Genomic DNA, 15,182 nt, shown 5'->3' on the forward strand with positions numbered 1-15,182 from the left:
GTCCCGATTCTCGAAGGGCTGGCCTTGCCATGGCACACACGGACAACACCGAGGACAAGCTCCGCGACTACCTCAAGCGGGTCACGACGGACCTGCGGCAGACCCGCCGCAGGCTCGCCGAGCTGGAGACCCGCGAGCACGAGCCCATCGCCGTCGTGGCAACGGCCTGCCGCATGCCGGGCGGCGTCCGGTCCCCCGAGGACCTGTGGCGCCTCGTCCTCGACGGCACCGACGCCGTCGGCGACTTCCCCACCGACCGCGGCTGGGACCTCGACGCCCTCTACGACCCGGACCCCGACCGCAGCGGCACCAGCTACGTGCGGGAGGGCGCGTTCCTCCACGACGCGGCCGAGTTCGACGCCGGCTTTTTCGAGATCTCCCCGCGCGAGGCGACCGCCATGGACCCGCAGCAGCGCCTGCTGCTGGAGACCACCTGGGAGGTCTTCGAACGCGCCGGCATCGACCCGACCACCCTGCGGGGCAGCGCCACCGGCGTCTTCGTCGGCTCCAGCAACCAGGGTTACGCCGTCGACGGCACCGGCGCCCCCGACGGAGTCGAGGGCCACCTCCTCACCGGTGGCTCCGCGGCCGTCCTCTCCGGCCGCATCTCCTACAGCTTCGGCTTCGAGGGCCCCGCGGTCAGCCTCGACACCATGTGCTCGTCGTCGCTCGTCGCCCTGCACATGGCGGTACGGTCCCTGCGTTCCGGCGAGTGCTCCCTCGCGATCGCCGGCGGCGCCACCGTCATGGCCACCACCCGCAACTTCGTGGAGTTCAGCCGCCAGCGCGGACTCGCCGCGGACGGCCGCTGCAAGCCGTTCTCCGCCGACGCCGACGGCACCGGCTGGGGCGAGGGCGTGGGTGTCGTCCTGCTGGAGCGTCTGTCGGACGCGCGTCGCAACGGGCACCGGGTGCTGGCGGTGGTGCGGGGTTCGGCGATCAACCAGGACGGTGCGTCCAACGGGTTGACGGCTCCCAACGGTCCGTCCCAGCAGCGGGTGATCCGTGCCGCGCTGGCGGACGCGGGGCTGTCGCCGGCCGATGTGGACGTGGTGGAGGCGCACGGCACGGGCACCAAGCTGGGTGACCCGATCGAGGCGCAGGCGCTGATCGCTGCCTACGGCCAGGACCGGCCCGGGGAGCGGCCCCTGTGGCTGGGGTCGGTGAAGTCCAACATCGGCCACACCCAGGCCGCTTCGGGCATCGCCGGTGTCATCAAGATGGTGCAGGCCCTCCGGCACGGAGTCCTCCCCAGGAGCCTGCACGCCGAGCAGCCCACCCCCCACGTCGACTGGACCTCCGGAGCATTGCGCCTCCTGACCGATCCCGTCACCTGGCCCGACACTGACCGGCCCCGCCGCGCCGGCGTGTCCTCCTTCGGCGGCAGCGGCACCAACGCCCACGTCATCCTCGAACAGGCACCGCAGGAGGAAACCCCGGACGACGACACCACCGGCACCGCGCACGAGGGTGCCGTCGTGCCGTGGCTGGTGTCCGCCCGCTCCGAGGCGGCGCTGCGGGCCCAGGCCGAGCGGCTGGCGGAGTACGTCGAGTCCGGTGAGCTGGACCCCGTGGACGTCGCCCACACCCTGGCCACCGGCCGGGCCGCCCTGGACGAACGCGCCGTCGTCGTCGGCGCCGACCGCGACCAGCTCCTCACCGCCCTCAAGGCCCTCGCACGCGGTGAACGTCCCCACTCCACCGCACGCGGCCTGACCGAGAACCCCGGCGAAGCCGTCGACACCGTCTTCGTGTTCCCGGGTCAGGGGGCGCAGTGGGTGGGGATGGCGGTGGAGCTGTTGGATTCCTCTCCGGTGTTCGCGGAGCGGTTCGCGCAGTGTGGTGAGGCGTTGGCTCCGTTCGTGGAGTGGTCGCTGGTCGATGTGGTGCGCGGCCGGCCGGACGCGCCCTCGTTGGACCGGGTGGATGTGGTGCAGCCGGTGCTGTGGGCGGTGATGGTGTCGCTGGCGGCGCTGTGGGAGTCGTTCGGGGTGCGGCCCGCGGCCGTGGTGGGCCACTCACAGGGTGAGATCGCCGCGGCGTGTGTGGCGGGTGCGTTGTCGCTGCAGGACGCGGCACGCGTGGTGGCGCTGCGCAGTCGGGCGATCGTGGGGATCGCCGGGCGGGGTGGCATGGTGTCGGTGGCGTTGTCGTGTGCGGATGCCGAGGAGCTGGTGGCGCGCTGGGCGGGCCGGGTTTCGGTGGCGGCGGTCAACGGGCCGGCCTCGGTGGTGGTCTCGGGGGACGCGGACGCGCTGGATGAGCTGGTGGCGGTGGCCGAGGCCGAGGGTGTTCGGGTGCGGCGGGTGGAGGTGGACTACGCCTCGCACTCGGCGCACGTGGAGGCGATCGAGGCGGAGCTGCGTGAGGTGCTGGCCCCGGTCCGGCCGCAGGTTCCGCGGGTGGCGTTCTTCTCCACGGTGACGGGGGAGTGGATCGACACGGCGCTGACGGATGCCGGCTACTGGTACACCAACCTGCGTCAGCGGGTGCGGCTGGAGGGTGCGGTCCGTGCCCTGCTGGAGCAGGGCTATGGGGCGTTCGTGGAGGTCAGTCCGCATCCGGTGCTGACCGTTCCGGTCGCCGAGACGGTTGAGGCGGCCGGGGCGGAGGCGGTGGTGGTGGGCACGCTGCGCCGCGGCCAGGGCGGTCTGGAGCGCTTCTACACTTCGCTGGGCGAGGCGTGGGTGCGCGGGGTGCAGGTGGACTGGTCGCCGGTGTTCGCCGGGCTCTCCCCGCGCCATGTCGACTTGCCGACCTATGCCTTCCAGCGGCAGCGCTACTGGCTGGAGGCGTCGAAGCCGCAGCCGGTGGTGGCCGATCCGGTGGAGGCGGAGTTCTGGCGGACGGTGGAGGCGCAGGACCGGGAGGGTCTGGCGCGCACGCTGGGGGTGGCGGACGCGGGTGTGCTGGAGGGGGTGGTGCCGGCGTTGTCGGCCTGGCGTCGTGGCCGCAGCGAGCGGGCCACCCTCGACCGCTGGCGCTACCGGATCGTGTGGCGCCCGGCAAGCCCACCCACGGCCGCGCGCCTGGACGGCACCTGGCTCCTCGCCGTCCCCGAAGGCCACCAGGACCACGGTCTCGTCACCGCCACCGCCGCCGCGCTCGGTGAAGCGGGCGCGCACGTCGTGCCGTTCGTGATGGGGGAGGGAGAGGTCGACCGCGCGGCCGTCGCCCGGCGGCTCACGGACGAGGTGACCTCGCTCAGCGGCGTCGTCTCCCTGCTCGCCCTCGACACGCGCCCCGCACCCGCGCACGCAGGGCCCACCGTCGGCCTGACCACGTCGGTCGCGCTGCTCCAGGGCATGCTGGACGCGGGCCTCGACGGCGTACGGCTGTGGTTCCTGACCAGTGAGGCCGTCACCACCGGGACCCCGGGCGACGAGGTCCACAACCCCTTGCAGGCCGCCCTGTGGGGCCTGGGCCGGGTCGTCGCCCTCGAACAGCCCCGGCTGTGGGGCGGACTCGTCGACCTGCCCGGCGCGCTCGACGCGAGGACGGCGAGCGCGCTCGTCGCCGTACTGGGCGCGGGCGGGGACGAGGACCAGGTCGCGGTGCGCGCGTCGGGGACGTACGTACGCCGTCTGCTCCGCGCGCCGCTGGCGGGGCGCCAGGCACCGCGGCCCTGGCGCACGAGCGGCGCCGCACTGGTCACCGGCGGCACCGGGGGCCTCGGCGCGCACGCCGCGCGGTTCCTCGCCCGGCACGGCGCGGAGCACCTGGTCCTCACCAGCCGCCACGGTCCCGACGCACCCGGCGCGGCCGAACTGCGCGCGGAACTGACCGCCCTGGGCTGCCGGGTGACCGTCGCCGCGTGCGACGTGGCCGACCGGGAGGCCCTGACCCGGCTCGTACGGGAGGTCGAGGCCGACGGGTCCGCCATCCGCTCCGTCGTGCACACCGCCGGCGTCGGTCTGCTGGCACCGCTCGCCGACACCGACCTCGGCTATTTCGCCGAGGGCACGCGCGCCAAGCTGCTCGGCGCCGCACACCTCGACGCGCTGTTCGACCGCGCCGACCTGGACGCGTTCGTGCTGTACTCGTCGGTCGCCGGCACCTGGGGCAGCGGCGACCACGGCGCCTACTCCGCCTCCAACGCCTACGTCGACGCCCTCGCCGAGCACCGGCGCGCCCGCGGCCTGACGGGCACGTCGATCGCGTGGGGCATCTGGAACCCCGAGGGCGGCGGCATGGCCGTCAACATCGTGCGTGAGCAACTGAAGTGGCGGGGCATCCCGTTCATGGACGCGCGGCTGGCGGTCACCGGGCTGCAGCAGGCGCTGGAGCACGACGAGACGTTCCTCGCCGTCGCCGACGTCGACTGGGAACGGTTCGTGCCGGTGTTCACGGCCGCGCACCCCCGGCCGCTGCTGCACGAGGTGCCCGAGGTCGCCGAGGTGATGAAGGCCCACGAGGCCGCCACGGAGGGCGCCGCGAGCCGCGCGGAGACGCTGCGCGCCGAACTGGCGGCCCTGTCCGGCACCGAGCGCGACCGCAGGCTGTCCGACCTGGTCCGCGTCGAGGTGGCGGGCGCCCTCGGCTACACGGACCCCGGCGACATCCCCGCCACCCGGGCCTTCCGCGAGCTGGGCTTCGACTCGCTGACCGCAGTCGACCTGCGCAACCGCCTCAACGCCGCCACCGGCCTCGCCCTCCCGGCGACGACCGTCTTCGACCACCCCACCGTCCGCGACCTGGTGCGTCACCTGCGCACCCTCCTGACCGACGACGCGGCACCCGCCGAGCATCCGCCCGCCGTCCCCGCCCCGGCGGCCCCCGCGACCGATCGCGAACCGGTCGCCGTCGTCGCCATGGGCTGCCGCTTCCCCGGCGGGGTGACCTCCCCGGAGGAGTTCTGGCAGCTGATCGCGGAAGGCGCCGACGCGATCTCCGGACTGCCCACCGACCGCGGCTGGGACCTGGAGAACCTGTACGACCCCGACCCGGACCGCACCGGCACCACCTACGCCCGTGAAGGCGGGTTCCTCCACGACGCGGCCGAGTTCGACGCCGGCTTCTTCGGCATCTCCCCGCGCGAGGCGACCGCCATGGACCCGCAGCAGCGCCTGCTGCTGGAGACCAGCTGGGAGGTCTTCGAACGGGCCGACATCGCACCCGACGCCCTGCACGGCAGCTCCACCGGCGTCTTCTTCGGCGTCTCCCACCAGGGATACGGCACCGGCGCCGAGGTGCCCGAAAGCGTCGAGGGCCATCTGATCACCGGGACGGTCACCAGCATCGCCTCCGGACGCGTCTCCTACACGCTCGGCCTCGAAGGCCCCGCAGTGACCCTCGACACCGGCTGCTCCTCCGCCCTGGTGGCCCTCCACCTCGCCGTACGCTCCCTGCGTTCCGGCGAGTGCGACCTGGCCCTGGCCGGCGGCGCCGCGGTGATGGGCGAACCCATCGGCCTGGTCGGCTTCAGCCGGCAGCGGGGCCTGGCCCGGGACGGCCGCTGCAAGGCCTTCGGCGCGGACGCCGACGGCATGGGCATGGCCGAGGGAGTGGGTGTCATTCTGTTGGAGCGGTTGTCGGACGCGCGCCGCAACGGCCATCGGGTGCTGGCCGTGGTCCGGGGTTCGGCGATCAACCAGGATGGTGCGTCCAACGGGTTGACGGCTCCCAACGGTCCGTCTCAGCAGCGGGTGATCCGGGCGGCGCTGGCGGATGCGGGGTTGTCGCCGGCGGATGTGGACGTGGTGGAGGCGCACGGTACGGGGACCAGGCTGGGTGATCCGATCGAGGCGCAGGCGCTGCTGGCCACCTACGGGCAGGAGCGGGACGCGGAGCGGCCGTTGTGGCTGGGGTCGGTGAAGTCCAACATCGGTCACACGCAGGCCGCTTCGGGTATGGCCGGTGTCATCAAGATGGTGCAGGCGATGCGGCACGGGGTGTTGCCGGCGACGCTGCACGCCGAGCAGCCCTCGCCGTTCGTGGACTGGTCAGCGGGTGCCGTCGAGCTCCTTTCCGAGAGCCGTGCGTGGGAGCCCGCCGACCGGCCGCGCCGGGCGGGCGTGTCCTCCTTCGGAGTCAGCGGCACCAACGCCCACGTCATCCTCGAGGAACCCGAGCGGGAGGCGGCGCCCGAGCGGCCGGCCACCGCGCACGAGGGTGCCGTCGTGCCGTGGCTGGTGTCCGCCCGCTCCGAGGCGGCGCTGCGGGCCCAGGCCGAGCGGCTGGCGGAGTACGTCGAGTCCGGTGAGCTGGACCCTGTGGACGTCGCCCACACCCTGGCCACCGGCCGGGCCGCCCTGGACGAGCGCGCCGTCGTCGTCGGCACCGACCGCGACCAGTTCCTGGCCCACCTCCGTGCCCTGGCCGACGGCACCACCGTTCCCGGTCTCGTCCGAGGCGCCACTCAGCGCCCCGGCGACCACCCGTCGCCGGTGTTCGTGTTTCCGGGTCAGGGGGCGCAGTGGGTGGGTATGGCGGTGGAGCTGCTGGATTCTTCTCCGGTGTTTGCGGAGCGGTTCGCGCAGTGTGGTGAGGCGTTGGCTCCGTTTGTGGGGTGGTCGCTGGTCGATGTGGTGCGCGGTGTGGAGGGTGCTCCGGGGTTGGACCGGGTGGATGTGGTGCAGCCGGTGCTGTGGGCGGTGATGGTGTCGCTGGCGGCGGTGTGGGAGTCGTTCGGGGTGCGGCCGGCTGCGGTGGTGGGGCATTCGCAGGGGGAGATCGCCGCGGCGTGTGTGGCGGGTGCGCTGTCGCTGCAGGACGCGGCACGCGTGGTGGCGTTGCGCAGCCGGGCGATCGTCGCGCTGGCCGGGCGGGGCGGCATGGTGTCGGTGGCGCTGTCGTGTGCGGACGCCGAGGAGCTGGTGGACCGCTGGGCGGGGCGGGTTTCGGTGGCGGCGGTCAACGGGCCCGCCTCGGTGGTCGTGTCGGGGGACGCGGACGCGTTGGATGAGCTGGTGGTGTTCGCCGAGGCCGAGGGTGTTCGGGTGCGGCGGGTGGAGGTGGACTACGCCTCGCACTCGGCGCACGTGGAGGCCATCGAGGCGGAGCTGCGCGAGGTGCTGGCGCCGGTTGTGCCGCGTACTCCGGAGGTTCCGTTCTTCTCCACGGTGACGGGGCAGTGGATCGACACGGCGCTGACGGATGCCGGCTACTGGTACACCAACCTGCGTCAGCGGGTGGGGCTGGAGGGTGCGGTCCGTGCCCTGCTGGAGCAGGGCTATGGGGCGTTCGTGGAGGTCAGTCCGCATCCGGTGCTGACCGTTCCGGTCGCCGAGACGGTTGAGGCGGCCGGCGCGGAGGCGGTGGTGGTGGGCACGCTGCGCCGCGGCCAGGGCGGTCTGGAGCGCTTCTACACCTCGCTGGGCGAGGCGTGGGTGCGCGGGGTGCAAGTGGACTGGACCCCGGTGTTCGCCGGGCTCTGCCCGCGCCATGTCGACTTGCCGACCTATGCCTTCCAGCGGCAGCGGTACTGGCTGGAGCCGAGGCAGTCGTACACCGCCGGTACGGACGTGCAGTTGGGCGGCGTGGACCTGTCCGACGACGGTTTCTGGACCTCCGTGGAGAACGGCGACGTCGACGCGCTGGCGCGCACGCTCGGCATGGACGACGTACGGCCGCTGACCGAGGTCGTGCCCGCGCTGTCGTCGTGGCGCCGCGACCGGCTCAACCGGTCCACGCTGGACGGCTGGCGCTACCGCGTCGTGTGGCGGCCGCGCACCGGCCGGCCGGCCGGGCCGGACACGCTGGACGGGACCTGGCTGGTCGCCGTGCCCGAGAGCCGCGCGGACGACGACATCGTGCGCGCGGTGCTGGCGGCACTGGACGAGCGGTCGGCCGGCGTACGCCCCATGGTCGTCGGTTCCCGGGCGGCCGAACGCGAGGTGATGGCCGACCTGGTGCGGGAGCACACCGCGGACGGCGCCGTCGCCGGCGTGCTGTCGCTGCTGGCGCTGGACGAGTCGCCGTGGGCGGACGGCGGCCTGCTGCCGGCCGGCCTGGTGCTGATGACGGCGCTGCTGCAGGCGCTGGGCGACGCCGGCGTGGACGCGCCCCTGTGGTGCGCCACCCGCGGGGCGGTCTCCGTGCACCGCAACGACGTGCCGGAGAGCCCCGTCCAGGCCATGAGCTGGGGGCTGGGCCGCATCGCCGGACTGGAGTATCCGCAGCGGTGGGGCGGTCTCGTCGACCTGCCCGACACCCTGGACGGGCGGACGGCCCGAGGACTGGTCGCCGCGCTGTCCGGCACCCTGGACGAGGACCACGTGGCGGTGCGTTCCTCCGGGCTGTTCGTGCGCAGGATCGTCCGCGCCGGCCAGGGGCCGCGCCCGGACGGGTCCTGGCGCCCGCACGGCACGGTGCTCGTCACCGGCGGCACCGGCGGCCTGGGCCGGCACGTGGCGCACTGGCTGGCCCGTGCCGGTGCCGAACACCTGGTGCTCGCCTCCCGGCGCGGCGCCGACGCGCCGGGAGCCGGCGACCTCGTCGCCGAACTCGCCGGACTGGGCGCCTCCGCCACGGTCGTCGCGTGCGACGTCTCCGACGCGGACGCCGTACGGCGGCTGCTGGACGACCTGCCCGGCGGCGGCCCGCTGACCGCCGTGGTGCACACCGCCGGCGTGATCGACGACGGCGTCATCGACGCCCTCACCCCGCAGCGGGCCGACGGCGTGCTGCGCCCCAAGGCGGACGCGGCGCTCGTCCTGCACGAGGCCACCCGCCACCTCGACCTGGACGCGTTCGTCCTGTTCTCCTCGATGGCGGGCACCCTCGGCGGCCCCGGACAGGGCAGCTACGCCGCGGCCAACGCCTTCCTCGACGCGCTCGCCGCCCGACGGCGCGCCGAGGGCCTCCCGGCGACCTCCGTGGCCTGGGGCACCTGGGCCGGAGGCGGCATGGTCGACGAGCGGATGGCCGAACGGCTGCGCCGCGACGGCGTCCCGCCGATGGACCCGGAACTCGCGGTGGCCGCGCTGCAGCAGGCCCTCGACCAGGACGAGCAGTTCCTGATCGTCGCCGACGTCGACTGGAAACTGATCACGGCGCGGGCCTTCGCCGCGCTGCGCGAGTTCCCCGAGGCACGCGCCGCCGCCCCGCAGTCGCAGGCCGACAAGGAGCGCGACGGCCTTGACGGGCCGCCGCTGCTCGCGCGCCTGGCCGGCCTGGTCCCGGCCGAACGGCGGGCCGCGCTGCTCACCGAGGTCCGCGCGCAGGCCGCCGCCGTCCTGGGCCACGACGGGCCCGACGCCGTACCCGACGGCCGCGCCTTCCGCGACCTGGGCTTCGAGTCGCTGACCGCGGTCGAACTGCGCAACCGGCTCGCCGAGGCCACCGGACTGCGGCTGCCGGTCACCCTGGCCTTCGACCACCCGTCCGCGGCCGCGCTCGCCGCCCACCTCGACGCCGAACTCTTCGGCGCGGACGACGCGCCCGGCGCGCTCACGGCCCTGCCGCACCGCTCCGTCGACGACGACCCCGTCGTCATCGTCGGCATGAGCTGCCGCCTCCCCGGCGGCGTCCGCTCCCCGGAGGACCTGTGGCGGCTCGTCGACGACGGCACCGACGCCATCGCCGGCTTCCCCGACAACCGCGGCTGGGACGTGGAGAACCTGTACGACCCCGACCCCGACCGCCCGGGCCACACCTACGTGCGGCACGGCGGGTTCCTGTACGACGCCGACCACTTCGACCCGGCGTTCTTCGGGATCTCGCCCCGCGAGGCCGTCGCCATCGACCCGCAGCACCGGCTGCTGCTGGAGACCGGCTGGGAGGCGTTCGAACGCGCCGGGATCGACCCCGGCCGGGTGCGCGGCAGCCGCACCGGCGTCTTCGTCGGCTCCAACTACAACGACTACGGGGCCCGCGCCCGCCGCGCCCCCGAGGAACTGGAGGGCTACCTGGCCACCGGCAGCGCGAGCAGCGTCGCCTCCGGCCGCATCGCCTACACCTTCGGCCTGGAGGGCCCGGCCGTCACCGTCGACACGGCCTGCTCGTCGTCCCTGGTCGCCCTGCACCTCGCCGTGCAGGCCCTGCGGACGGGGGAGTGCGACCTCGCCCTCGCCGGCGGTGTCACCGTGATCTCCACGCCCGACACCTTCGTCGAGTTCAGCCGGCAGCGCGCCCTGTCGCCCGACGGCCGCTGCAAGCCGTTCGCGGCCGAGGCCGACGGCGCCGGCTGGGCCGAGGGCGTCGGCCTGGTCCTCGTGGAGCGGCTGTCCGACGCGCGCCGCAACGGGCACCCGGTGCTCGCCGTCGTCGCCGGCTCGGCCGTCAACCAGGACGGCGCCTCCAACGGGCTGACCGCCCCCAACGGGCCCGCCCAGCAGCGGGTCATCCGGCAGGCACTGGCCGGCGCCGGACTGTCCCCGGCCGACGTGGACGCCGTCGAGGCGCACGGCACCGGCACGAAACTGGGCGACCCCATCGAGGCGCAGGCGCTGCTCGCCGTCTACGGCCAGGACCGGCCCGCGGACCGGCCGCTGTGGCTGGGCGCGCTCAAGTCCAACATCGGCCACACCCAGGCCGCCTCCGGCATCGCCGGTGTCATCAAGATGGTGATGGCGCTGCGGCACGGCGTCCTGCCGCGCACCCTGCACGCCGAACACCCCTCCCCGCACATCGACTGGTCCTCCGGCGCGGTGCGCCTGCTGCAGGAGCACCGGCCCTGGACACCCGGCGAGGGCCCGCGCCGCGCCGGTGTCTCCTCCTTCGGCGTCTCCGGCACCAACGCCCACGTCATCCTCCAGGAGCCCGAGCCGCGGGACGCCGGGCAGTCCGGCACCCGGGCCCCGGCGGCCGCCGTACCGTCGGACACGGCGGGCGAGCGGACGGCCGCGGGGGACGGCACCCCCGCCCCGGCGGTGCCCTGGCTGCTGTCGGCGCGCGGCGCGGCCGCCCTGCGCGACCAGGCCGCACGGCTCCTCGACCACCTCGGCCGGCACCCCGCCGGGACACCGGCCGACATCGCGCTGTCGCTGGCCACCACCCGCGCCCACCTCGAGGACCGCGCCGCCGTCGTCGCCGGCGACCCGGCCGCGTTCACCGAGGCGCTCACCGCGCTCGCCGAGGGCCGCGAGCACCCGCAGCTGACCGCGGGCCGGGCCCGCACCGGCAAGGTCGCCTTCCTCTTCTCCGGACAGGGCGCCCAGCAGCCGCAGACCGGACGCCGCCTGTACGCGACGCACGACGCGTTCGCCGACGCCCTCGACGAGGTCTGCGCCCACCTCGACGCCCACCTCGAACGGCCGCTGCTCGACGTGCTGTTCGCCGCGCCCGGCACCGACGAGGCACGGCTGCTGGACCGCACCGCCTACACACAGGCCGCGCTGTTCGCCGTCGAGGTCGCCCTCTTCCGGCTCGTGGAGAGCCTCGGGGTGCGGCCCGACGTCCTGCTCGGCCACTCGGTCGGCGAGATCGCCGCCGCCCATGTCGCCGGAGTGCTGTCCCTGGAGGACGCCTGCCTCCTCGTCGCCACCCGCGGCCGGCTCATGGGCGCCCTGCCCGAGGGCGGCGCCATGATCTCCGTGCAGGCCGCCGAGGACGAGGTGCTGCCGCTGCTGGAGCCCTTCGCGGGGCGCGCCGCCGTCGCCGCCCTCAACGGGCCGCTCGCCACCGTCGTCTCCGGCGACGAGGACGCGGTGACCGCGATCGCGGACGCCCTCGCCGCGCGGGGACGCAAGACCCGCCGGCTCAACGTCAGCCACGCCTTCCACTCGCCCCGCATGGACGCCATGCTCGAGGAGTTCGCCGCCACCACCGCCCGCCTCGACCACGCCGAGCCCGCCCTCCCGCTGGTCTCCACGGTCACCGGCCGGCCGGTCACCGGCGACGAACCGCTCGGGCCGGCCTACTGGGTGCGCCAGGTCCGCGAGGCCGTCCGCTTCCACGACGGCGTGCGCGCCCTGGAGGACCTCGGCGTCACCACGTACGTCGAGATCGGCCCCGGCGGCGTGCTGACCGCCCTGGCCGGCGACTGCGTCACCGCGGACGCCACGCTCGTCCCGCTGCTGCGCCGCGACACCGACGAGGCCGAGTCCCTCACCCAGGGCCTGGCCCGGCTGCACGTCACCGGCCACGCCGTCGACTGGTCCGCCCTCCTCGCCCCGACCGGGGCCCGGCGGGTCGACCTGCCGACGTACGCCTTCCAGCGCCGCCGCTACTGGCTGGAGGCCGCCCCCGATCCCCGGGACGCCGCCCTCGCGGGCCTGGAGACGACCGGGCACCCGCTGCTGACCACCGTCGTCGCGCTCGCCGGATCGGACGGCCTGCTGCTCACCGGGACCCTGTGCGCGCAGAGCCGCCCCTGGCTCGCCGACCACGCCCTGGACGGCCGGATCCTCTTCCCCGGCACCGGGTTCCTCGAACTCGCCCTGGAGGCCTGCCGGCAGGCGGGCGCCGCGCAGGTGGCCGACCTCACCCTGCACACCCCCCTGGTGCTGCCCGCCACCGGCACCGTCCGCCTCCAGGTCGCCGTCGGCGCCCCCGACACCGCGGGCAGCCGCACCCTCACCGTCCACTCCCGGCCGCTCGACGCCGCCGCGGACGAACCGTGGGTGCTGCACGCCGAGGGCACGCTCGGCACCGCCCGTCCCGGCCCGGTGCCGCAGCCGGACCCGGCCGTGTGGCCGCCGGCGGACGCCGCACCGGTGGACGTGACCGGCCTGTACGACCGCATCGCCGAGGGCGGCTTCGCCTACGGCCCCGCCTTCCGCGGACTGCGCGCCGCCTGGCGGCTGGGCGACGAGGTGTACGCCGAGATCGCCCCCGAGGACGGCGAACTCCTCCAGGGCGCCGCCGGCTTCACCCTCCACCCGGCCCTCCTGGACGCCGCCCTGCACACCGTCGCCCTCATCGGCGACGCCGGCGGGCGGACCGTCGTGCCGTTCACCTTCACCTCCGTGACGGCGACGGCCGCCGCCCCGGCCGCCCTGCGCGTCCGGCTCACCCCGCGCGGCGAGCGCGCCTACGGGGTGCGCATCACCGACGGCACCGGCGCCCCGGTCGCCGACGTCGCCGAACTCGCCCTGCGCCCCGTCGACGGCCGCAGCCTCGCCCCGGTGGCGACGGCGGGCACCCTCCACCAGGTGCGGTGGGTCCCGGCCGGTACCGCGACGGACGCACCCGGAAGCCTCGCGCTGATCGGCACGGCCGCCGAACTCGCCCCGCACACCGCCCCGGCCGTGCGCTGCGACAGCCTGGACGCGCTGCGCGCCCGGATCGCCGCGGGCAGCCCGGCACCGGACACCGTCCTCGTCCGGGTGCCCGCCACCGACCCGGCCGACGGCCCCGCCGAGGCCGCCCGTCGCACCACCCACGCGGCGCTGGAACTGGTGCACACCTGGCTGCGGCACGAGGAGTTCGCCGCGTCCCGCCTGACCCTGGTGACCCGGCACGCCGTCCCGGCCCGCCCCGAGGACGCGGCGGCCACCGACCCGGCGCAGGCCGCCGTCTGGGGCCTGGTCCGCACCGCCAAGGCGGAGAACCCCGGGCGCTTCGCCCTGCTGGACCACGACGGCACGCCCGCCTCCCGGGACCTGCTGCCGTCGGTCGCCGGCGGCGGCGAACCGGAGACGGCGCTGCGCGACGGCACCGCGCTCGCCCCGCGCCTGGCCCGCCACACCGGCACCGGGGACGGCGACCTGCCCGGCCTGGCCGCCGGCACCGTCCTGATCACCGGCGCCGGCGGCGTCCTCGCCCGCCAGGCGGCCCGCCACCTGGTGACCGCCCACGGCGTCAGGTCCCTGCTGCTGGCCACCCGTCGCGGCGCCGCGGCCGAGGGCATGGCGGAGCTCGAGGCGGAACTCGCCGCCCACGGCGCCGAGGTGACGGTCGCCGCCTGCGACGTCGCCGACCGGGCCGCCCTCGCCGCCCTGCTCGCCGCCGTCCCCGCCGAGCGGCCGCTGACCGCGGTCGTGCACACCGCCGGCGTCCTCGACGACGGCGTCGTGCAGGCCCTCACCCCCGACCGCCTGGACACCGTCCTGCGCGCCAAGGCCGAGGCCGCCGTCCACCTCGACGAGCTCACCCGCGACCTGGACCTGAGCGCGTTCGTCGTGTTCTCCTCGCTGGCCGGCACCTTCGGCGGCGTGGGACAGGGCAACTACGCGGCGGCCAACGCCTTCCTCGACGCCTTCGCCGCCCGGCGCCGCGCCGAGGGCCGCCCCGCGCTCTCCCTCGCCTGGGGCCTGTGGGCCGAACGCAGCGGCATGACCGGCCGGCTCGGCGAGACCGACCTGCGGCGCGTCGCCCGCGGCGGCGTCCGGCCGCTGGCCACCGGCGACGCCCTGGCCCTGCTGGACGCGGCCCTGCGCACCCCCCTGGCCTGCCTCGTCCCCGCCGCGCTCGACACCGCCGCCCTGCGCGCCGCCGACGGCACCGTCCCCCACCTCGTACGGGACCTCGTCCCCGCCCGTCCGCCGCGCGCGACCCGCGCGGCCGGGCGGACCGGCGGCCAGACCGCGGCCGACCCGGCGGCCGCGCTGCGCGAACGGCTCGCCGGGCTGAGCGGACCGCAGCGGCAGGCCGCCGTGCTGGAGGCCGTCCTCGCCCAGGCGGCCCTGGTCCTCGGCCACGACACACCCGACACCATCGACCCCGAACGGGGCTTCCTGGAAGTCGGCTTCGACTCCCTCACCGCGGTCGAACTGCGCAACCGGCTCGGCACCCTCATGGGCGTCCGGCTCCCGGCCACCCTGCTGTTCGACCACCCGACCCCGGCCCGCCTCGCCGCCCACCTGTTGAGCCGGACCGCCCCGGCGCAGGCCCCCGGCGGCGGCCCCGCCGACGCCCTCGCCTCGTTCGACCGGTGGGAACGCGAACTCGACGACGCGCTCGCCGACCCCCGCCTGCACGACGGACTGCGCGACCGGCTGCGGAGCCTGCTGGACCGCCTCGACCGGACCGCCGTACCGGCCCAGCGGCACGACGACGGCACACCCCGGCCGGGCGACCCCGCCGGGACCGGCCTGCCGGAGGAGGTGTCGGACGAGGAACTGCGCGCGTTCCTGGAGGGCGACCTCGGGGACGTCTGACCACCCGGGCGCCCGGACGCGAGGAGCGTCCGGGCGCCCGCTCCGCACATCCGGGGAGACCGAAGCGCCGCCTCCCCGGCCCCCCCCCCCCCCCCCCCCGGGGGGGCGGTAAAGTTTATGGTAAATTGGTCGCGGGGGGGTACCGGACCCGGGGGCCGGCCAAAACCCCCCCCACCACGAAACAACAGGGACCCGGCGGCA

Annotated in this window: 1 protein-coding gene; it reads left to right on the plus strand. The window is 75.6% G+C overall.

What is annotated here, in order from left to right; genetic code table 11:
* Positions 1–29 precede the first annotated feature (29 nt).
* Positions 30–14,981: a type I polyketide synthase gene (locus AB0L29_RS24765; protein ID WP_365829944.1), complete on the plus strand. Its 14,952-nt coding sequence runs from the start codon at positions 30–32 to the stop codon at positions 14,979–14,981.
* Positions 14,982–15,182: the final 201 nt, after the last annotated feature.

The organism is Streptomyces sp. NPDC052701, assembly GCF_040678355.1.
Lineage (GTDB): Bacteria > Actinomycetota > Actinomycetes > Streptomycetales > Streptomycetaceae > Streptomyces.